This window comes from Vibrio fluminensis (genome assembly GCF_015278125.1).
Classification (GTDB): domain Bacteria; phylum Pseudomonadota; class Gammaproteobacteria; order Enterobacterales; family Vibrionaceae; genus Vibrio; species Vibrio fluminensis.
In genome coordinates, this window is sequence record NZ_JADILO010000018.1 from 50,253 (window position 1) to 72,559 (window position 22,307).

Consider the following 22,307-nt stretch of genomic DNA (forward strand, 5'->3'; position numbering starts at 1 on the left):
ATGGCTAAATTAAAACAATCGATACGCTTACAAATGGTACTCGCCAGTGCTCTGATTCTCGGCTTAGTACTCACATTCGCTTCTTTTAATCATTATTACAAAGAATTGGAAAGCGAACTTAGAGATTTGCAAATTACCATGTCAGACACGGAATCATTGATGCTTGAAGTCCGTCGTCGCGAGAAAGACTTTCTTAGTCGAGTGGATGCAAAATATGTTGACGAGACTTTACTGCAAATCGGATCACTCACAAGTAGCATTAGCCACATACAAACCGTATTCAACAAGCATCAATTTGATTTTCAGTACTCAACTCAAGAATTATTAAACTCAATTACCAACTACACCAAGACATTCGAGCTTTTAGCGGCGCAAAAAATACTCATCGAAGGTGAAAACCGCACCGGACTCATCGAGGACTTTAAAGAAGCGTGGTTCAACTTGGAAAGAACCATGCTCATTAACGGTGATGAACGCTACCATGACACCATTATTTCGCTACAAGAGAGCACCTACTATTTCTTCCGCACCTTTAATCCTGAACAATTGGTTAACTCGCAAAATCTAATCTTCAAACTCTCATTTTTGTCCGCAGGTGACACACAAGCCGTTCGAGAGGCCATTTTAAACTATCAACAAAATTTCAATGCACTTCAACGTGCCTATCAGGCTCTCGGCTATGACCACAACTCCGGTTTACGCGGTGAACTGAGGCGTGAGATTCATGATGTTGAATCTAAATTAGAAATTATGCATCAACATATCCCAGCACAAATTCAAACTAAGCTAGATAATATCGACCGAGATACGCACATCATCATGCTTGCGCTCACCTTATGTTTGGCCGGTATCCTTGGCTACGCTACATGGTCAATAACACGCTTAGAACGCCGGCTAGTTAAATCTGAAGACGAGGCAAAAATCTCCAATAAAGCAAAGAGTACCTTTCTCGCCAATATGTCTCATGAAATTCGCACGCCGCTAAACGGTATTATCGGTATGTCTCAGATCATCGCGGATACGACGCTTACACCGAATCAACGTGACTACCTGCATGCGATAGATACGTCATCGCAAACGTTGTTGATGCTCATCAATGATGTCCTTGATCTGTCGAAAATTGAATCTGGGCATATCGAGATCACAGCCTACCCATCTGATGTTCGTGATGCGATTTATGATACGGCCGCTATGATTGCGGTGAAAGCCACGGAGAAAGATGTCGATATCGACATTCAAATCAGCAATGAAACGCCTTACAGCGTCAAAATTGACGAACACAGACTGCGTCAAATTTTAATGAACCTCGTCTCAAACGCCGTCAAATTCACAAGCCAAGGTAAAGTAACGATAAGTGTTGATACAGATATGGAAGATGGTCAATGCTTGCTCACTTTCGCCGTCACTGACACAGGAATAGGCATTGATAGCGATAAACTTGACGATATTTTCTCTCCATTTAAGCAAGAAGATAGCTCCATTACCCGCAATTTCGGTGGTACTGGCTTAGGCTTAAGTATCAGCAGTCAGCTAGCGGATCTACTTGGTGGTAAGCTAAAAGTTGAATCTAAGAAAGGTGAAGGCAGTCGTTTCTATTTCACTCTACCCGTTGAACTGTTGGAGCGAATCCCAAGAAAGCAAACCTCCGTAGCACAGCACGCATGTATTGTATGTGAGCAAGAGACTATTAGCCAAGACCTCGAACGTTCATTGCTATTCTATGGCGTCAATAAAGTAACACGGACAAACACCATATCTCACAGTGTAGATAGTGATATTTTCTTTTTATTCCATGGTGAAAACCAACGCACATTAGACAATATCGATAAGTTGCAAAAGCTTTCTCCTGCAACACCCATTGTCATCATTCAAACCTTAGCAACTGCGGGTATCGATTATGAGGACAAAGTGGATGGGATTGTTAAATACCCAATATTGGGTTCACGATTAATCACATCAATTGCACAATCTAAAGAAGCGTTACGTGAGCGTATGTTGCACTACAGCGCGAAAGTGCAAAGTCCCGTTAAAGAGCCTAGCCACAACGGCAGAGTTTTGATTGTTGAGGACAATAGCGTAAACCAACAGGTGGTTTCACTGTTCTTGAAAAAAGCCAGCTATCAGTACGATATTGCTAACAACGGTTTGGAAGCGTTAAACAAAATTAAGCAAGGTGAGCGGTATCAAATCTTGTTAATGGACTGCATGATGCCAGAAATGGATGGCTTTACCGCCACATTAGAGATAAGAAACCATGAAAAACTCAATAACCTGCCTTCTACGCCTATTGTTGCGTTGACTGCCAGCGTATTGGATCAAGATATAAAGCGCTGTATTGACGTTGGAATGGATGACTATTTGGCTAAGCCACTCAAAAAAGACAAGTTGTATTCGATTCTAGAGAAGTACGTTTGAACCCATAAGTGCAATTAAACTTTTGAATTAAAGTAAAGTAACCCAAAATGATTAGCAGAAAATGCTAATGAATTTAGAATGCGAATCACAGGATAAATGTAACTGCTGATTAAATTATTTACTAATTTATGGGAGCAAAGCCCCTATTTGTATAATTCATAACACGAATTAATGGGTTTTTTGTTGTTACAATTTACACAGCTCAATTTGAGTAGTATTTTCTTACTATAAACATAAAAAACCTTCGCTTGCCGACTGGAACTCCAAGTTTTTTGCTGACGCTTGGAGAACAAAAAAGCCGCTTTACGCGGCTTTTTTACATTTAAACAAATCTAATCGTTAAGCTTTAGCTTTTTGCGACTTCTTTGTGGTTGGACGCGGTTCATCCATCAAACCTTTGACTAGTGATACCGATGCCACCAATAGTACTAAGGTAAACGGTAAACCAGTCGTCACAGCCATTGCTTGAGCTGCTGCCAAACCACCACCTAGTAATAGCGCAATTGCAACTAAACCTTCGAATGTACACCAGAACACACGTTGTGGGGTTGGTGCATCCACTTTACCACCAGCGGCAATGGTATCGATAACCAGTGAGCCCGAGTCTGCTGAAGTAATAAAGAATACGACAACCAACACGATACCGACTAGAGACGTAATTTCTGATAGAGGCATCACATCAAGCATTGCGAACAGTTTCAGAGGAAGTTCTGCATCAAATACCGCTTGGTAACCATCGTTCACGTATTGGCTGATCGCTGTACCACCAAATGCCGTCATCCACAGCACACATACTGTTGAAGGGATTAGAATTACACAAACGATAAACTCACGCACAGAACGGCCACGAGACACACGTGCGATGAACATACCTACGAATGGTGACCATGAAATCCACCAAGCCCAGTAGAATGCAGTCCAGCCTTGCGAGTAATTCACATCTTCACGACCAAATGGCATTGATAGCGCAGGAATGTTCGCTAAGTAAGCGCCAATATTTTCAAAGAAACCTGTAAAGATCGCGACCGTTGGACCGACTACAATCACAAACAGTAGTAACAATGCCGCAAGACCCATGTTGATCTCAGACAGACGTTTTACACCACTATCTAGACCCGCAACTACAGAGATTAGCGCAAGTGCTGTGATGATAACGATAAGTACGATTTGCGTCGTATCTGTCATTGGCACGCCAAACAGGAAGTTTAGACCTGTTGCAGCTTGAGATGCACCGTAACCTAGTGACGTTGCTAGACCGAATACTGTTGCTACTACCGCAAGAATATCAATCACGTGGCCAACCCAACCCCATACTCGCTCACCGAATAGTGGGTAGAAGATTGAACGCATTGTCAGTGGCAAGCCTTTGTTGAACGAGAAGATCGCTAAACCCAGTGCTAATAAGGCATAAATTGACCAAGGGTGTAGAGCCCAGTGGTAAATTGTCGCCGCCATACCTAGCGCAGATGCCGCTTCAGTATCACCAATTGCGCCACCTAGTGGTGACCAGTCAGTGCGCACGCCGTTTTCAACTGTGACACCGTTTAGTGCTGCGCTGAAATGTGACATTGGCTCTGATACACCAAAGAATACCAGACCGATACCCATACCAGCAGCAAACAGCATTGCCAACCAACCCGCGTAGCTGTAGTCCGGCGTAGCTTCAGTACCGCCGATTCTCACGCGACCAAGTGGTGTAACGATCAGGATTAAACAGATGAAAACAAAAATGTTACCTGCCGATAGGAAGAACCAATCAAGGTTGGAAGTTAACCAGCCACGCAACCCAGCGAAAAACGGCTCTACTTGCTGTCTAAACGTTAGCGTTACGATAACGAACAGAACAATTGCCATACCTGAAATTGCAAAAACGCGGTTGTGGATATCTAGACCGAATGGACCTACTTTTAAAGCAACGTTATCTTGACCAATTTGGTAGTCAGTATCGATAGCGTTTACCTTACCGTCGGGACGTTGGATCCCGCCATTATTATCAGTGCTCACGATTTATCTCCTTAAAAACGTGACCATGGAGAGAGTTTTATTATTCTTTTTATTGAGATAGGTGGCTCTTTTCTGATCCAAACACTCAGAATAAATGAAACTATATGTATATTAGTCATTTATAAGACGCCAAGATAATAAACCCTAGCGCCCTATATTGCACTTTATTTTTACCGACAAATAACAATAATTACTGCAAAATTAGCGATATTGTCGCATTTTCACTCAAATTGTACTGAATTTGAGCCTGCAATAACTCCGCTGTCGCTAACGCGTCTGTTAAAGCGTGATGGGGCTGATAAGCCGGTAAACCATAGCGTTCACGAGATTGTCCTAAACGCACCGACGCAGGCTTTTTACGCTTCAACCAATTGAGCCAACCTTTACATTGCTCGTGTTGGATTGCCCACTCAATATCAAGAGTATCAACAACCGGAAACTCGATACCTTCACCAATACTATTGAGCAATGCTTGGTTGAAAAATTGCCTCTCAATGTTTTTGTAATGCACGACGACGACTTTACCAGCCAAAGCTTGCAGCACCTGTTCGAGGATTTCATCTAACTGTGGGGCATTCTTGACGTCAGAATCGGTGATACCGTGGATCACCACCGACTCTTCATTCAGATCTCGATTTGGATTCACCACCCAGTGTGCCGAGCCGTTACAGTAGATACGCTTTAAACTAAAAGGCACCAAGCCAATGGTCAAAATGGCATCTTCTTGCGCATTTAGGCCGGTGGTTTCAAAATCTAGCGCCACAAAAGGCACGTCACTAAGCGGTGTATCGCCGCTTACCGCACCTTGCGCATAGAAAGCTTTTAAACGGCTGTCCTTGGCCTGTTCAGCAAGCTGTTTAAAACGCTGAGACCAATCGGGTGTTGCCGACGTATCAACCTTCATATGAACTCCTTGTGACGAGCATCATGTATCCGATCATGATTTGGTACTACTTCTTTGGTAACGGAACTTAATAAAGCTTTGTGCATTACTCAAAATTTGGAAAGCCGCTTTTAGGTTGCGACGCTCAAAATCTGACATATGCTCAGGCTCGATGTTGTTATCCGGCTCATCTCCATTTTCGATATCCAATGCTTGGTGTCGAATACGCACCATATAGATAAGCTCCATCGCATCTTTCAAGTCCATGCCCCGCCCTTTCGGCAGGATGCCCGCATCATTAATATCATCGAGACGCTCAAACGAGTTCTGTGCTCGAGAGCCAATCGCGAGTGCATGAACACGGATCAAATCCGCCATAGGTGCAGTACCGCGACGCTTTAGGTTGATAGAATTACGGTGACGACCATCTTTTTCCATCACAAAATCTTTGAAGAAACCAAGTGGCGGTGTACGTCGAATCGCGTTATACGCCATCGCCGCAAGGAAGCGGTTATTGCGTTTAGCGCGGCGAACAATAAAGCTGCTGAGTTGTTCTGCCCATTTAACGCGCCCATAAACACCCAGCAGATCGAAGAAGATTGAACTGTTGAGTAATCTTTCTGGGTTCGGATTATCAATCCAGCTAGCGAAACACTCTTCCCACTCACCACGAGTTTTACGCCATTCGGGATTGGTTGCCATGATATCGCCAGTACAGTAAGAGTAACCGCAAGCAGCTAAACCATCACAAACAAACTTGGCAAACTGCTCGAAGTACTCGCCATGCATTTTCTCATCATAGCTGTTATCGAGGATTAGAGCGTTATCTTGGTCGGTAACGATTAATTGTTCATCACGCGCCATCGAACCCATCGCAACTAAGCAATAAGGAATAGGTGCCGGTCCAAACTCAATTTCCGCTAGTTCTGCTAGACGCTGCTTGAAGCTACTACCAATCACCGACATCGCGCGTCCAACCATGTGTGCGTTCGCATCTTCGCTTACCATGCGCACAAAACAGTCTTTAACCTGCCCTGAAACTTGGGCAAGATCTTCCACGGTGGTTTGCTGGAATATTGAGCTGACCAACAACAAACTGCTTTGCGACTCATAACGGACAATATCCGTCATGCCGATAACGCCAACTGGCTTTCTATCTTTGAGGATCGGTAAGTGATGGATGTTGTAACGCAGCATTGTGAGCATCGCTTCGAACACATACGCGTTGTAGTCTAACGAGACCACATCGGTACTCATCACATCCCCTACCGTGATGTTGGTATCAATGCCTTGAGCAATCACGCGAATACAGAGGTCGCGATCAGTCAAAATGCCAAGTAGCTGATCATCATCTTCCTCGGTGATTTCTTCACTCGGACGAACAATAAGTAGCGCCGTTACGTTTTCCTCAGCCATCAAGTTGGCTGCTTCTTGAATGGTCGCTGTCGCTTCTAATGTCACCGGTTCGCGATTGAGAATTTTGCGCGCTTTCGCGGTGGTGAAATCATTGCTCTCGTTAGAATTCGAGACAGCCGTTCTTAAACGAGCGCTATCTTCCAGCTCCATATAATCAGCAAAATGCTCTGACTCTTCACAAAGTTCGTTAAAAATTCGCTCAGGGATACAGTAAACCAGCGTGTCGGAAATCGCTTTCACAGGCATACGAACGCGATTATTCATCAATAGCCCCATTTGACCGAATAAACCACCCGCATCAATTCGGTTATAGAGCTCACCTTTACGACGATAAACCTCTACCACACCACTGCGCACCATATAGAGGTCACGAATATCATCACCAAACTTAAGTACATCAGTACCTTCTCGGTAATAGGCTATCTCAACATTAATGGCCAGTTCGTGTAAGCGCTCTTCTGGGAGATCATCAAAAGGAGGGTGTTGGCTTATGAAATTGAGTACTTCTAATTGCTCAGCTTCCATTCTTTATATTCCATGATTTGCCGATATTTCAGTGATAAATAGCACCAACCCTCTGTGTAAGCAACAAAATTTTATCAGTACTGCTTGTTAATCCGTTACAACAGCACAACATCTATCCACCACCCCATATGCAGCGTTGCGCTTATCTAAATCAACAGCTAAATTTGAAATTATATTTCATCGAAATGAGTGAGACAGTAGATGCTAGATTTTAATACGATTAAAGAGATGGTAGATGACGACAACGATGTGATTGTCGCCCTTTTCACTACATATCTAGAAGACTATATGGAGGCGGGTAACAAGTTGCTCAATCTCACTCAAACCCAAGATTGGCAAGCCTTATTTCTGTACTGTCACAGTTTAAAAGGGACACTCAAAATCCTTGGTGAGGAGATTGCTAGTCAGCACTTAGAGAACATTGAACACGTCAGCCGTGACAACCAAATACCTGAGCCAAGCGATGTTGAGGCAGCGAAGCATCAGCTTGATACTATTCAATCACAGATGCAACATTACCTCATCGAAGAGGGCGTTTACTGACTCTGAATAAACATTTTATGTCTCATTGTTTTCATTGAGCCATTTATACATAACATAACTGTCGACTAAACCTAATTTTGCATGGCGATACGCTTTAGGTAATGTGCCAACAATAGCGAAACCGAGTTGCTGCCAAAGGTTTACCGCAACTTGGTTTGTTGAGACTACGCTGTTAAATTGCATTGCGGAAAAACCAGATTCTCTTGCCGTTTGCTGAGAGTGTTCACACAGTTTGCGAGCAATCCCCTTCCCTCTAGCGCGAGTTGAAACCATGTAGCCACAATTGCAGATATGGCGACTAGGCCCCATAGCATTGGGTTTGATGTAGTACGAGCCGAGAATCTCATCATCTTCCTCATAGACAAAGCTATTGAGTGCTGTTTCGCACCACAATGTATATGCTTGTTCACAAGTCAAATCAGGTTCAAATGCATAAGTTTCTTGTGCGGCAACGACTTGATGAAAAGTTGGCCAAAATTGAACAAAGTCCTGTTTGCTCATTTCCCGAATCAAAACACTCTCCTTAGATTTTGTCCAACTAATCGCAAAACTTAGGTTCTGCTTATCACTTTTTTCTTCACTACATTTCAAATTGAGAAGCAAATTAACACTCAAAACGCATCAGCGAAATCAAACACCACAAAAAAACTCTTAATTCATTGTTTTTATTAAATTTAGTCAGACAACCATTTTGGTACATAAACTGCTAAACAATATTATGCAGCGATTAGCACATTGAATCAAACCGATGAATAGAGTCACAAAAACTAAAGCAATAAACACAGCGACAAAGACAGCAATAAGCCTTGCGACATTCACACTCCCAATACTGTTTGTGATGCCGCTCAATAGTGTTTTTACCGGCTACTACGTTGTGCTGTCACTCCTTGTGGTTACTTCTGCTTTGACGCTCAACGGCTGGTTAGGAAACCTAGCCAAGTTACTACTGACAGTCTCATGCTTAGTTAGTATCTTGTCTTTGGCCGTCTCGGGCGGCTTTCTCGCCACTGGCGCGCTTCATTCAATATTGCTCACCAACAGTGAAGAAGTGGTTGGTTATTTTCAACTGATCAACTGGACGTCGTTTATTCCCTGCATGATTTTTGCTCTGGTTGGACTCGCCTGTTTTTGGACCACCCGCTTACCCTTCAAGGCTTCTAACAAAGCAATACTAATGGTGTGTACGCTCAGCTTTGCAGCACTCATACCTGCGTTTAAATGGTATGCCGATCCAGAAACTAAGCATCAATTAACAGAGAGTAAACTTAATAGCCTCTACCTCTATCAAGATGTACCAGCCTACAATCTATATCGCGTGGCGGCTCTAGCGTTTATTGAGCGCTACCGCAGCCATAACGATTACGGTTCGACACTACCTGACCACATTGTATCTACAGAACCTCGCGCATTACCGCAAAATATCATCGTGGTGATTGGTGAGTCATCACGCCGCGCATCTTACTCTCTGTACGGTAGCCAAATAAATGCAACACCTAACCTACTTGCCAGGTCAAAAGCATCTGCACAACCAATGCAAATTGTCGATGGTGCGTTCGCCCCAGCGTCCAATACTCGTGAATCTGTGCCGCGCTCATTCTCATTCGCGACCACTGAACATCAACTTTTCACCGGACTTTCACACGCTAACCTTATCGATGTTGCACGCTCTATTGGTTATCACACAACTTGGGTCACAACGCAAACGCTCTACACCCGCTGGGATTCATTCACCGCTAAAGTCGCCACCTCAGCCGACCGAGTAATACATACCAATGATAACCACAATAGATGGCATGACCGCGATGCCGTTGAAGCGGTTAAGAAACAACTCATCGCTAGGGACAAAAAACAATTTATCGTACTGCATCTTTCTGGCGAACACGCTGACTATGCAATAAGAAACGGTGAGCCCTTACCGAAAAAACACTTCGAGGCGATCAAAGCGCAGCTTAGCAAACATCAGACCATATCCTCGACTGAATTGGCTTACCTTAGCTCGATTCATATGACTGACGACTTATTAGATAACCTCGTAAGCGCAATGTTTGACGATGCCACTAATAGCTTATTGGTTTACTTTTCCGATCATGGCGAAGTGATCGGCAAAGGGCATGGGCTTCAGCCGATACAAATTGAAGAAGAGCTCGCGATTCCCTACCTTGCGATTGGTACTCTGGCGAACAAAATGGCGCGGGTAATTGATTGCTATCGCGATCATCGCCATCAACTCTACAACAACAGTTATTTTCCTGAAGTGTTGCTATCAACGCTCGGCATGAAGGTAAACCCTCCACGCCAAAGCCAAACATTTACTTATTACTCTATTCAAGGTGAGACTGAAGTGTTGCCAACCGATTTCTCCTTCACCTTTTTTCATCAAGGAGATAAACAATGCAAAAAAAGCGTTCATTAATTTATTTTCTGCTCCCTTCACTGCTCATCGTGCTGGCAATGACCGATAGAATGCGTCCAATGCGAGTATTTGTCGCCTATTACAGCTGTAAAGTTGTCGAACAACTTGGGCTCACTCAGACTTGTGAACAACTACCTGTCGTTACTGTATTGGAAAATGGCAAACCCGACGCTGATCTCTACGGTATTGAAGATCCATTGGCGCTCACCCTGTTTTTTGAACGCTACAAGTTACCCGGTCACGTTTATGCACATCGCACCAATAGCCCTGATCGAGCCAAGCTCTATGCAAACTATTATCAAGCGTTTGAATTTGATGCGGTGTGGGACGAAAAATCAGGCAAATTGGATATCTACCACTACCCTGAACACAACTCGATGCAGTTTTACTTTGAAAATCTGCTTACACTCGTTCCAGAAACCAGTCGACTTTGGCTAGATCTCAAAAACCTGACTGCAACCAATAAGCAGCAGGTGGTTAACTATCTGGACCAGCTCTTCCCGGACGTCGAACAACGACAAAGATTGATTGTAGAATCCAAAAACCCTATCGATCTCGATCTATTAAAACAGTCCGGCTACAAGACTTCTTATTACTTACCGAGTGAAAACAAACTGCATGGTTGCGATGAAGATAGCTCCGTGCAAACGGTGATCAATAACATCAACCAAATCAGTAGTGACTACATTTCCTTTCCTTACACCCAGCAAGAGTTTGTCGATCGCTGCGTGTTGCCTCTAGCGCGAAATGTCGAGCAATTATCATGGGGGGGACTACCATTCGCCATCCCTAATGGAGCATTAAGCCGCTATCAAGGCTATATTGTTGACCACTCGGTGAGTTTGAATAAATTGGAGTAGCTCTACGTGAATTGGCTCTACTTGAATGTAAAAATATGGACTGAAACTCTCCGCTTCAGCCCATATTGTGCAACTAGCCATTTTCTGCCAACTACTTTTCTGCCGAACGGGCATTTAACGCTTAACCAAACCTTTGTGGTTTAAATAAGGCAAAATATGTAGGCGTGACTCACCCGACAATTTCCCTGTCACCTCACTAGACCAAGTACTTTGCTTCTGGTTGGTAGAGCGATTCGCATAATAGCCCTGCATCAATTGGTCATACTCATCTACGGCATTTCTATCAAGAGGCTGATAGCTATTTTCATGCAGCACCACTTTTTGCGGTAAACGGGGTTTAACTTCCGGATTTTGGTCAGGGTGTCCCAAACATAAACCAAACAATACTGCGGTATGCTCAGGCAACTCTAACAGTTCATCAACTTGCTGTGCGTTGTTACGTAGCCCGCCAATGTACACGCCGCCTAACCCCATTGACTCCGCGGCAATGAAACAGTTTTGCGCCATGATTCCCGCATCGATCGCGCCAATTAAAGCGAGCTCCGTATAATCGCTCTGCACATCAGGGTTAATTACCGTATGCCGTTGATAATCGATACAGAACACCAAGAATTCCGCCGCATTGGCAACATGAGCTTGATTGCCCGCGAGAACCGAGAGCTTATCTCGTTTGGCTTGGTCGGTAACACGAATAATTGATACCACTTGCAACAAACTGGACGAAGATGCCGCCAAGCCAGCTTTAATAATCGTGTCTAAGCTATTCGGTTCGATAGGTTCTGCGGTAAATTTTCGTATCGAGCGATGCGACAATATTGTCTCAATGGTCGAGTTCATTTTGGTTCATCCTTGTCTAATGCGTTGTATTATCTGAGCACATTTATCGTGCAAATTTAAGTGATAGATTCACAATTTAGCAAAATGCCATTAAACAAGGATGCTTGTTGTTACTCTACTCACTCAGCATATAGATATACGCTTCAACTACACTGCCATCATCTAGATGTACTTGAGTGGCAACACGCTTATACTCACTGCCCTCAAACTCATCCAGTTTATGCCAATTCTGCGCAAGGTTGTCTGAGGTAAAAACAAAGCCTCTTACCTGCTTGCCAGCGTCATTAAGCTCAATACCAGGGTAACCCATCTCTGAACCCCAGCCTTGGTTTTTGAGAAAACCAAGCACATAACCTTCACGCCACTCGCCACCTATCGCAGTCATCACATGCTCATTTGGGCGTCCTGGACCAAGAGTGCCATAGACAAATAACTTATCTAACATCGTACTTCCTTTAGGTTCTATTTTGATTTCGTTATTACACAGAAAAGTGTTAGCGTCTATATTCTCAAACAACACATAGCTTTGTCACAACAACATGATTGAACAACTGCCTTCGATACTGCAATTTCTGCGTGATGCAGAGCAGTTAAAAGATACTCTGCGTACTGCTTGGACTTCTTCTGGCCGACAAGAAAGCACTGCCGAGCACACATGGCGACTGTGCCTATTGGCAATGCTCGTTTCCAAGCATTACCCTCAACTCAACAGCGAAAGAGTGCTAAAACTCTGCATTGTGCATGATCTGGCGGAAGCGATTGGTGGTGACATATCCGCGGTTGACCAACATGCCGATTTGGATAAAAGCGCTATTGAGTTAAGGGATTTAAAGCAGCTCATTGCACCGCTGAACCAAGAGTTACAAGCAGATATTTTAGCGCTGTGGCTGGAATATGACAGCGCGACGACCGAAGAGGCAAAACTGGTTAAAGCATTGGATAAGTTAGAGACCATTTTGCAGCACACGCAAGGTGATAACCCGCCAGACTTCAACTACACATTCAACCTTAGCTATGGACAAAAGCAGACTGACTATGATGAGTTAACTCAGCAATTTAGATTGTTGCTGGATGCTGAAACAAATGCGCGTATGGAATTGTTTTAAGCTCTCAATAAAACAAAATCCTTTTTACTACAGTTAGAGCAAAAAGGATTTACTTTAGCCGCTTAATTGAGCATTAAGCACTTAAACAATTGATTAGAAGTGGTAGTTCATACCAACAGACATGATGATTTCATTCTTGTCGTAGAAATCGATGTTTGAGTCAGTGCTACCGAAACCTGCGAATGATACTAGAGACCAATCCTGCCAATCCATGAAGTTTGCGTATTCATAAGCCGCGAATAGGCTCATTTCGTCATCTTCGCGAGTTTCACCGAATACTGGGTTTACTGCATCGTAATCGCGGTTGTTAAAGCCTGCTGTCAATGCAAACTGGTGACGATCCAGCATCTTAAAGTAGCTTAGTTCTACACCATAGCCTTTAAACGAGTTCGCTGCACCATCAGCATCCGCTGAGATGTAGGTTAGGCGCGGTTTCAGCATAGTGGTTTGATCCACCATGTATTTGTAATCTGTACGGAAATAGAACGCGTCAGCATCACGGCGCAGAGAATCACGCTGTGCCGCAGTCAACATTGGATCAGCCATGCCTGAACGTTCATCTTCAACATCTTTAGTCGCGTAAGCCATATCTACTGAAAACTTCGAACCCATGATGTTATCAAGCTTCAAGCGATACGCGTTGCCGTCTTCATCAGTCGTTTTACGTTTACCATTATCTTTGAATGGGTCTTCCCACACTTCACCCGACATGATGGTAGGTAGAATAGAAGCATCGATGATCATGCCAGACGCTAGTTGGTACTTGTAACCCATCTCAAACGCTAGCGTACCGGTTGCGATATCTTCACGAGAAGTACCCATGTAGAACTGCTGGTTAAGCTTATCACCAAAAGTGTACGACAAGTTACCTAGTGGCAATAATAAACCGCCACTTACTGCATCATTGGTTTTATTTAGATCATCAAGCTCTTTATTGTCATCGTTGGTGTTCAGGTTAGACTCAATTGAGTAAAAACCAGTACTCACTGACACCTCACCAGAAAAACCAGCTGTTTCAGCAAGCTGTGCCCACGCAGAACCACTCATTAATGCTAGTGCGACTAGCGATAGTTTAGTTTTCATAATTTCTCTTAATAAAAAATACCACTGGATAGTCGGCAATGTGACAGCAGACCAACACGGCAATTTTATTTCTTCCTGACAAAAAGTAAACCCCAGGGTTTACATTTTGAAGCAATTATTACGAACTTGATTGAAGACATACGAAAAACAGCGTTGCATGTAGTTGAGTTTGATAACAATCAAATCGCCGAGTCAACCATCACGACGATATTTAAAGTACTTACTCTTATTTCAAATCCATTTTGATAGAATACTCACAATTCTCCGGACAAAAAATGCCAGATACAGATCTGGCACTTCAAAACTAAAATTAAAACGTTAAACTCTAAACGCTCAACTTTAAGGATTAGAGACGCAACTTACGTAGGTCTCTAAGCTCTGACTCACGGAGCGGTAATAAACGTGTTCGGAGAGGATAATTCCATAATGGCTGCTGCCATTCTCATGAGGAGTCGCCGTCATAAAAAATTGTCCGACCGCCCAACCTCGCTTGGCAAACATATTACCGAATTCACCATGCAGTTCCACTAACTCGTCTAATGTTGCTAAACGCCAGTTAGTTCGCCCACCAAGACTAAGGGTGTTGTACTTCGCACACAGTGTATTTGCGTGAGTCAAAATAAAGGTGGCATAATCACCAGCAAAGCCGTGATCTGAGTCTTCTTTTATACTAAAAATACTCTCGTAATCACTACCTCCAATGCCATCTAGGTAGGGCACTGATGGTGAACTGGTAAACAACTTACCGCTACCTGTATCGAAGACGTCAATAACAGCGCCCCCCAAAGAAGTTACCGTCACTGTGTTATCATCACTAACTATCCCGCTTTTTGAAGCAGTGATTATAACTTCACCCTCTATTTCCCCTTCAAGCAGCCCCGTAGAGGATACTTTAGAAGTAGCTGTATCATAAACGATTGTCCATTCGACAGAGTCACTAATATCTAACTCTGTTCCATCATCATACTTACCTATCGCTTTTAACTGTAGCGAGCCGTGCTTCATTAACACAAATCCATCGTTGGGTGTTAATACTATGTCAAATAGCACGCCTTCTGGTGTATCAAAAACATCTTCTGGAGAATTAAATGCATCTTCTGAAGAATTAAATACACCTTCAGAATTACAACCTACTAATAGCAATAACGACGAAAAAGTAATTACGGCTAACCATTTTGGGAATCTTGTTTTCATATTGATCTTCATTATTTCTAATATTCAAATTGAGATAAATTGACTTCAACTCGGCAGTTTTGATCTCGGCTCGCCCTTCAACAGTATTGTTATCCACGACAGGGATAAACTATTCCTCTCCCTGCTACTCAAGTTGCGCAGAAGGTGCACCGAGTTCGATAATTTTGGTCACCACGACCTGAGCACCTTTTCAGACAATTCTTGCTTGTATGCGTCTTAGCCTATGGTATTCGCGTGATCCCCAATAACTGCTCGAGATTGAGGAAGATGCATAAGTTAATAATGAAACAGGTAAAAATAGAATAGGAAGTATTCTCAACACTACGCTCATAATGAACTCCAAAAAACGAAATCCATTTCGCGTTGTATTTAAAGTTTTAGTGAATCATTTACAAATATGCTTGCTGCAAAAAACAGTAAGCTTCAGTCAAGTACTTACATCAGAAATTACGATTTGGGGTTTATTTACAAGTCTTGTTATGTAAAGCCCAAATGACTCTCTTTGCTTGAACGAGACTATACAGGCGAACGTTTCAGGTGGGAAAATAAGTTTTGTAGGACTTTTTTCTATCTGTTTTTTGGGGATGCAAATCGGTATAGGCGAGTTTAACTTCCGGCAACTGAGGGATGCCGCCTTCGTGGAAGGCGGTCACAACACTAACATTAGAAACTAAAAAGAGTCTGCTTCCGTGAGAAATTTTTCGGCGTCTTGGATGACCAAATTGATTTGTTTCACTAACTCATCAACAAGGTCTTTGTTGCCAATGTCTTGCTCTAGCTTAAGGCAAGCCTCTGCAATCGAAGGAAGTGACAACGACCCTGCCGATCCTTTAAGGCGGTGTGCGATTGTTTTTATTTGAGCATGTTCTGAACCCAGCTCATGCAAAGCCTGCTCTAAAGAGCCAATGATTGCCTGTGTCATCTCCACTCGGTTTTCTTTTTTAAGGTGAGGTAGCCACTCTGAGTTTACGCTTTGAGGCTTTAGCTCGCTGAGTTCTTCAGTTGTCCAGGCTTCGCCTTCTTGCTGCGCAAAATATAACATGAGTACATTATAAAGCTCTACCAACTCATAGGGCTTAAATACTATCGAATCAATACCCAATGATTTGGCGGTCTCAAACGTCGCGATCGAGTTATCTGCCGTACACAAAATAACGGGTAACTCAGGAACAATTACCTTAATCTTTTGCGCAAGCTCAAACCCATTAATATCAGGCATATGTAGATCAGATATTACAGCGCCAAACTCTAAATTCTGCTCAGAAATACGTTCTAATGCTAAAGAAGAATCTGCGACAATTTCAGCCTCCAATCCTAACGCTTCCAGTTGGAGTTGAACCAAAAACCGATTCACTGGATCGTCATCAACAACAAGCACCTTACCGCTTAGCATGCTCATCTCGCTGATACAATGACAAACCTCTGTTGTTTCAAACTGCTGCGCCAGCAATTCCACGACAACGCTTGGATAAAAGTTACTCTCTTCGCGCTGATGTTCTGGTTTACTCAAGCGATAGCCAATCTGGTTTACATCCAGCCATCTTGCGATGTTATGATCTTCTATCTCATACAAGGCAAGCGTGTCAGTTGCTACAAACTCCGTCGTCTTTACAGGGATCACTACTGTTACATTTGTTCCAATATACTTCTCTGAGCTGACGGATATAGTTCCTCCCATCATCTCAACTAAGTTCTTAACGATGGACATTCCTAAGCCTGTTCCACCAAATTTTCTCGCTATCGTATTCTGAGCTTGGACAAACGGAGCAAAAATATTTTGCAGTTCTGCTGCGTCCATTCCGATGCCCTGGTCTTCGACTCGAATCAGTAAACTGTTTTCTTCTAAACGAATAAAACAAGAAACCGCACCATTTTCAGTGAATTTGATTGCGTTCGACAAGATATTTGAAATAACTTGAGAAACACGGAGTATGTCTACTTCAGCCTCAAAAAAGCGACTTGGTTTCCAGTCTAGGTAGAAACGGAGACCTTTGCGCTCCGCGAGCACATCGAAAGAGCGAATGATTGGGCTGATTTCTTTTGGCAAGTTAACCAACTCTGGTGTAACACTGAGCTGCTTAGCTTCTAGCTTTGAAAAATCGAGTATGTCATCAACTAACAACTTGAGTTTGCTGGTAGACATTGATGCATTATGCAATATTTCTCTATTGAATTTGTCTTCTAGCCTTTCACCCAATAATTCCATTAAACCTAGAATGCCAGAAATTGGCGTTCTGAGCTCGTGACTAACCACGGCTAAAAAGTGTTGCTTCTGTTGTGCTAAGGACTCTGCATTTTGACGGGCTTGTTGTAGATAATTCTCTCTTTCTTTTACTTCAGTGACATCTGATAAAATGGTCATAAAAAACTCTTTTTTATCAACATAGTCTGTAATGGATTTATTCTCTATATGAAAATATCGACCAAACAATGGATGAGAAGAGTCTGTTACCTCAATGTTTTCCGAAAAATCTCCAGCCATGTTAAGTCTACTATTATCAAAGAATACCTTCATACATTCGTTTTTTTGGCAATCACATGCATGGTAAAAATCGGAAAACTCCTTATTTGAAAGAAGTATTTCACCCTTAACATCGCGAATACAAATATAGCTTGGGATGTTATCAATAATATCATGAAGAAACTTTCTTTGCGCTTCAGATAATTTGACCTCATGCGCACGCCCGATTAACTTCTTCCTAGTTTTCCTTAAATAAGAAAAAACAAAAATTGCAAAAGGCAACAATACCAATAAAATAAAATAGATAAACTTCTTTATTTCTTCTTTATCATAACCAATGTGATAATTAACTTTGTTATAGTCTTTCCATATTCTGTTAATCTCTCCGTAAGATAACAAAGAAAATGCAGACTCTACCATTTCTTTAAGTTGGTCATCACCACGGCGAAGAAGCATAGGCGCCTTAGTATCTAAGTTAACGCCAACTCCTGTTTGGTTGACTTTAAACTCTAAGTCTTTATAATCTCGAATAATTAAATCAACTAAGTATTTATTTAGATAGGCGTGATTAATCGCTCCAGATTGAAAATCAGATAGAATACTATCTACATCATCGTAGATCGTGTATCCAACAGCTCTAGTATCATTTTCTAAGTTGCTAAACCTGTCTAGAACGCCAAATTTATCTACCCCATCAATTGATGTTTTTTCTATTAATGTATACTTCACATCAATGATATCATCAGTAAAACTAAACAGCTTTGTACTATAGCTTTCCTTTTTTGCGATTGGCACCACGTCAATGACACCATGTAGCAACATCTCTGTGATATCTTGCTCGCCAGGAGGCACGTACTCAAACTCTAAAGGTGTTATTGCCTCAACGCTGTCGAAAAAATCATGAATAAACCCGACATAATTCCCCGTTTTCTCGTCAATATAGGAATATGGGAATACATCTTCGTCAATCGAGTATCTTATTACTAGTTCACTACTATCATTATCATACCAATCAGCATAAACATCTCGATTATTACTATGTTTGAAATAAAAATTATCGAAGACATCAGATTTAGAGTAATGCTTAACCTCAAAAATAAAATTATCAATCATTTTTTTGAGATCATAATTCTCTTTATTCATTAGCACTCTGGAATAAATGCTACCAAACCTTTCATCAAAATACATTTTTTGTTCATCATTACTATTAACCTTAAACTGATAAAGAAATGATGAATAAAACCCAATTAACGCATCCACATCATTAGAGTTTAGCTGTTCATGAAGTTCAGCACTGGTTGCTACTTGTCGAATCGAGTCGACTCCAATTTGTTCAAGTACAGTGCAATGACTTGAGCCTTTGATACACGCCCATTTAAGATTGTCAACATTTTGAGCTTTCGCTTTTGCGGCATCATCGATCCAACCTACAATTTCATCTTTATAAATAGGGTTTGAGAACAGGAACTGATCTTTATTGTCTGCGGTCTTTATGTAACCTATCGCTAAATCAATTTTACCTAAAGCTACTGCCTCCTTGATTTCAGCTAAAGTATTGAAAGCAACATATTGAATGTCGACTTTCATTTGTTTTTCCATTAATGAGGCAATATCGTGAATGATGCCTTTAGGTAGCTTAGTGCTCCCCCCCCAGTATGGGTAAAGTGGAGAGCTTGTCACCCCTACTTTCAAGATAGGCTCTTGCACACTACCAGAGGAAGAACTGCCTTTCGCAGATGCCAGATCACTGAAAATCAAACAAAGAAAAATCGCAAATATTTTCTTAAACACAACAAACTCCAGCTCCACAAAATTCCATTTCATTCAACTATTCATATAGTTAAGTAAAGAATACATCAGATAATTTGCAAGCTATAGCAAAATTTATAGCTTGGATTTATTCAGGCGTTTTTTATTCAATTACTAAGTAAAAGTTACAAAATAGCATGCATATAATTGTTGACCATATAGAGTCAGGATAGCTAGACTCATACATGTCAGCAATGCCATTAAAGGTTGAATGTAACTCGTTGTTATTGAGCAAAAGTTACACACCCCAGACATTAGTAACCGAATCTATGAAAACATTAATAATCGAAGACGACTATCCTCAAGCTCTTTACTTAAAAATGCTATTGCAAGATCTGGGCTACAACGATATTACTATCACGAGTAACCTTGAGAGCATTCATAATGCAACCGCTTCAACTCAGTATGATCTTATTTTTACTGATATCAGAATGCCTGAAGCCGACGGCATCACGCTACTTTCAAAAAAGCTGACGCCAAATACCACTAGAGGTGTCGTAATCGTAAGTGTTGTTGACGACACAATTAAAGAACTAACTAAAGGTATGTGCCATCAACTTGGATACGAATATACAAGTATCCTATCAAAACCGTTCGACTCGGAAAAGTTAAGCCTAGAAATAGACCTGTTTCTCTCACATCTAGCAGAGAGTAAGCAGACACAAGACGAGTTTAAGCCAGAAGCCGATGACGTCTTAAGTGCATTTCGAAGCCATTCAGTATTACCACTTTATCAACCACAATTTAGCTTCAATAAAGCTGAATTAGTAGGTGTCGAAGCGCTAGCTCGTTTGAACCATCCAGAACATGGGATGCTGGTTCCAAGTCAGTTTTTATCTATTCTCTCTGAACATAATCTCTTATTAGACCTCTACTATTTTATGTTGGAGCGAAGTACTCTTGACCTTGGTACCATACTTTCTCCCCCTCAGCTATCGCTCAACATCGATACCAATTTTTTAAATACAGAATTTTGTGAAAAAACGGTAGAAATATGCCAACAAAATGGATTTCCTCTAGAAAAGCTGACCTTAGAAATCACTGAACACAAGGCATTTCAGCCAACTCCAACGGTATTAGAAAATTTAGCTCGCCTGAACCTTTATGGCGTCAGTTTTTCAATCGATGACTTTGGTACCGGATACGCTTCTCTCAATCAATTGATTGACTTGCCGATCTCAGAACTCAAGATTGATCGTCGCTTTGTTTCCAATGTTGTCACCAATTATAAGCACCAACAACTTACCCTTGCCGCCTTGAGGCTCGCTCAAGCATTGGGTCTATCTTGCGTTGCTGAAGGGATAGAAGATCAACAAACATGGGAGTATCTCAAAGAGCTCGGCGTTGATATTTGTCAAGGTTTCTATACCGGTGCACCGATGAGTTTCCTTGAGTTGGCATCTTTGCATCGAGCCGTTTCTGGTGAAGCCACTTCTTGGAGTAAAGAAGAACAATACGATACCGTTATTTTGTTCGACCAACTCCAAACACGAGGCAAGGCAATACAAAAACTCGTAGCGAAAGAGTTAAGCTCAAATCCTATTATACTGGCATCAAACCCTAGTCTGTTTATCGAATTACTCAATGAGGCATCAAATAGCTTTGTCGTGGTTGATTCCAAGTCATTTCAGTCTCTACCAGATAACATCCGTTCAGACATAAGCAACACCGTTAGAAAACGAAATGCAGTGTTATTAGTCGAACAAGGCGATTCGTCTATCTCAGAGCTGGTGATTCCAACGGTTTCAAGTACAGGAGATATTACAAGCACTTCGATTAACCTGGCTAAATATATCGATAGCCAACACAACAATAAAAAGAAAAGAAACCAACCAAAGCTGTCGCAAAGCGAACAAAAAATCGCTCAGCTACTATTGGCGGGCTTTACCAACAAACACATTTGTTATGAGCTTGATCTCAGCCCTAAAACGGTAAGCACTTTCAAAACACGCATATTGCAGAAAATGGGGGTCAAATCCATCGTCGAGCTCGCTAGAGTACTTAACCTGTAACATATATTGAATAGTTAAGCTTTTAAGACTCACCGCGACTACTAACAAAGATTCGTTGTCTAGGTGAGTCCAAAACAGGTTAAATAACGTCATAAAATTTGCTATTTGTTCCCAAGCTACTCATGGCTATGCAGCAAACAACATAGCTCTAGTTGGGTAGACTCTTTTATCACCATAAGCGTTGCCTAGGTTAACATTGATAAATTTGCTTAATTGTTGACCATTAAACGGCTTGGACAACATCTGATATGACTGAACATTATGGTTAATGATCGCGTTTTTGTTTTCCAAAAAGGAAGGTTCACTTCCTAAAACAAACAAGCTAACACTTGATTTTCGGTCTAACGCATTCATTACATCAAAAATAGTTTTCCGTTTTATTTTAGATTTGCTATTTATAAGACGAGGTTTCTCATCTAAATCAAAAAATAGTGATACATTACCAAACTCATTTATCAAACTATCAATTTTTTGGTTGGTTAATTCTTTTATATCGTTAACCACCATAGCATGACTAAAGCCAAAGTGCTGTTTAATGCCATTTCTAATGTAATGTCTGATAGGTTCGAAATCGCTTATAATAATAGAGAACACTTATTACTAGACCTTTTATAAGTATATATAAATCAGATAAGCAAAGTGATAGCTTCAATCAATTGCTTACAAAATTCTAATATCCATATATTCCCGGGGGCTAATCATAATACCAAAGACAGTTTCATCGTAGTATAAGCTCTCTGACTAAC

At 41.7% G+C, this 22,307-nt stretch carries 16 protein-coding genes; 6 read left to right on the forward strand and 10 right to left on the reverse strand.

What is annotated here, in order from left to right; genetic code table 11:
• Entirely contained in the window at positions 1–2,415 is a 2,415-nt protein-coding gene (locus tag IRQ95_RS13295; RefSeq protein WP_194437382.1) for a hybrid sensor histidine kinase/response regulator, read from the forward strand.
• 339 nt (positions 2,416–2,754) lie between these two features.
• On the opposite strand, the gene IRQ95_RS13300 is transcribed toward IRQ95_RS13295, so the two are convergent.
• The 3 genes from IRQ95_RS13300 to IRQ95_RS13310 all read right to left on the reverse strand — a co-directional run bounded on the left by IRQ95_RS13300 (position 2,755) and on the right by IRQ95_RS13310 (position 7,243).
• Positions 2,755–4,419 carry a BCCT family transporter gene (locus IRQ95_RS13300; protein WP_194437383.1) on the reverse strand — a complete coding sequence of 555 codons (1,665 nt, stop codon included), beginning with the start codon at positions 4,417–4,419 and terminating at the stop codon, positions 2,755–2,757.
• A gap of 190 nt (positions 4,420–4,609) precedes the next feature.
• Entirely contained in the window at positions 4,610–5,323 is a 714-nt protein-coding gene (locus tag IRQ95_RS13305) for a 3'-5' exonuclease (RefSeq protein ID WP_194437384.1), read from the reverse strand.
• 33 nt (positions 5,324–5,356) lie between these two features.
• Positions 5,357–7,243: a DUF294 nucleotidyltransferase-like domain-containing protein gene (locus IRQ95_RS13310; protein ID WP_194437385.1), complete on the reverse strand. Its 1,887-nt coding sequence runs from the start codon at positions 7,241–7,243 to the stop codon at positions 5,357–5,359.
• A gap of 201 nt (positions 7,244–7,444) precedes the next feature.
• On the opposite strand from IRQ95_RS13310, the gene IRQ95_RS13315 reads away from it, so the two are divergent.
• Complete coding sequence (locus tag IRQ95_RS13315; protein WP_194437386.1) at positions 7,445–7,786, forward strand: Hpt domain-containing protein; 342 nt, start codon at positions 7,445–7,447, stop codon at positions 7,784–7,786.
• A gap of 15 nt (positions 7,787–7,801) precedes the next feature.
• On the opposite strand, the gene IRQ95_RS13320 is transcribed toward IRQ95_RS13315, so the two are convergent.
• Positions 7,802–8,299 carry a GNAT family N-acetyltransferase gene (locus IRQ95_RS13320; RefSeq protein WP_194437387.1) on the reverse strand — a complete coding sequence of 166 codons (498 nt, stop codon included), beginning with the start codon at positions 8,297–8,299 and terminating at the stop codon, positions 7,802–7,804.
• A 235-nt stretch (positions 8,300–8,534) separates the two neighbouring features.
• On the opposite strand from IRQ95_RS13320, the gene IRQ95_RS13325 reads away from it, so the two are divergent.
• Entirely contained in the window at positions 8,535–10,199 is a 1,665-nt protein-coding gene (locus tag IRQ95_RS13325; protein WP_194437388.1) for a phosphoethanolamine transferase, read from the forward strand.
• Entirely contained in the window at positions 10,178–11,059 is an 882-nt protein-coding gene (locus IRQ95_RS13330) for a hypothetical protein (protein WP_194437389.1), read from the forward strand. Before IRQ95_RS13325 ends, IRQ95_RS13330 begins: the two co-directional genes overlap by 22 nt.
• A 114-nt stretch (positions 11,060–11,173) precedes the next feature.
• On the opposite strand, the gene nfsA is transcribed toward IRQ95_RS13330, so the two are convergent.
• Together nfsA and IRQ95_RS13340 are read right to left on the reverse strand one after the other, a co-directional pair.
• The gene (nfsA, locus tag IRQ95_RS13335) at positions 11,174–11,896 is read right to left on the reverse strand and encodes an oxygen-insensitive NADPH nitroreductase (RefSeq protein ID WP_194437390.1); all 723 of its coding nucleotides are present in this window, start codon (positions 11,894–11,896) and stop codon (positions 11,174–11,176) included.
• Between the two features lie 115 nt (positions 11,897–12,011).
• The gene (locus tag IRQ95_RS13340; RefSeq protein WP_194437391.1) at positions 12,012–12,341 is read right to left on the reverse strand and encodes a gamma-glutamylcyclotransferase family protein; all 330 of its coding nucleotides are present in this window, start codon (positions 12,339–12,341) and stop codon (positions 12,012–12,014) included.
• Between the two features lie 94 nt (positions 12,342–12,435).
• Here IRQ95_RS13340 and IRQ95_RS13345 point away from each other — a divergent pair, with 94 nt between their 5' ends.
• Positions 12,436–13,002 (forward strand): HD domain-containing protein, encoded by a 567-nt coding sequence (locus IRQ95_RS13345; RefSeq protein ID WP_194437392.1) that lies wholly within the window; start codon positions 12,436–12,438, stop codon positions 13,000–13,002.
• A gap of 93 nt (positions 13,003–13,095) precedes the next feature.
• Here the strand turns inward: IRQ95_RS13345 and IRQ95_RS13350 are convergent, their stop codons facing one another.
• The 3 genes from IRQ95_RS13350 to IRQ95_RS13360 form a co-directional block, all read right to left on the reverse strand.
• Positions 13,096–14,085 (reverse strand): DUF2860 domain-containing protein, encoded by a 990-nt coding sequence (locus IRQ95_RS13350; protein WP_194437393.1) that lies wholly within the window; start codon positions 14,083–14,085, stop codon positions 13,096–13,098.
• Between the two features lie 339 nt (positions 14,086–14,424).
• Positions 14,425–15,279 carry a hypothetical protein gene (locus IRQ95_RS13355; RefSeq protein WP_194437394.1) on the reverse strand — a complete coding sequence of 285 codons (855 nt, stop codon included), beginning with the start codon at positions 15,277–15,279 and terminating at the stop codon, positions 14,425–14,427.
• A 670-nt stretch (positions 15,280–15,949) separates the two neighbouring features.
• Complete coding sequence (locus IRQ95_RS13360) at positions 15,950–19,564, reverse strand: ATP-binding protein (protein WP_194437395.1); 3,615 nt, start codon at positions 19,562–19,564, stop codon at positions 15,950–15,952.
• Positions 19,565–19,818: 254 nt separating this feature from the next.
• Between IRQ95_RS13360 and IRQ95_RS13365 the strand changes: the two genes are divergently transcribed.
• Positions 19,819–21,561 carry an EAL domain-containing protein gene (locus IRQ95_RS13365; RefSeq protein WP_194437396.1) on the forward strand — a complete coding sequence of 581 codons (1,743 nt, stop codon included), beginning with the start codon at positions 19,819–19,821 and terminating at the stop codon, positions 21,559–21,561.
• A 126-nt stretch (positions 21,562–21,687) separates the two neighbouring features.
• Here IRQ95_RS13365 and IRQ95_RS13370 read toward each other — a convergent pair whose 3' ends face one another.
• Positions 21,688–22,155 (reverse strand): hypothetical protein, encoded by a 468-nt coding sequence (locus IRQ95_RS13370; protein WP_194437397.1) that lies wholly within the window; start codon positions 22,153–22,155, stop codon positions 21,688–21,690.
• Positions 22,156–22,307 lie beyond the last annotated feature (152 nt).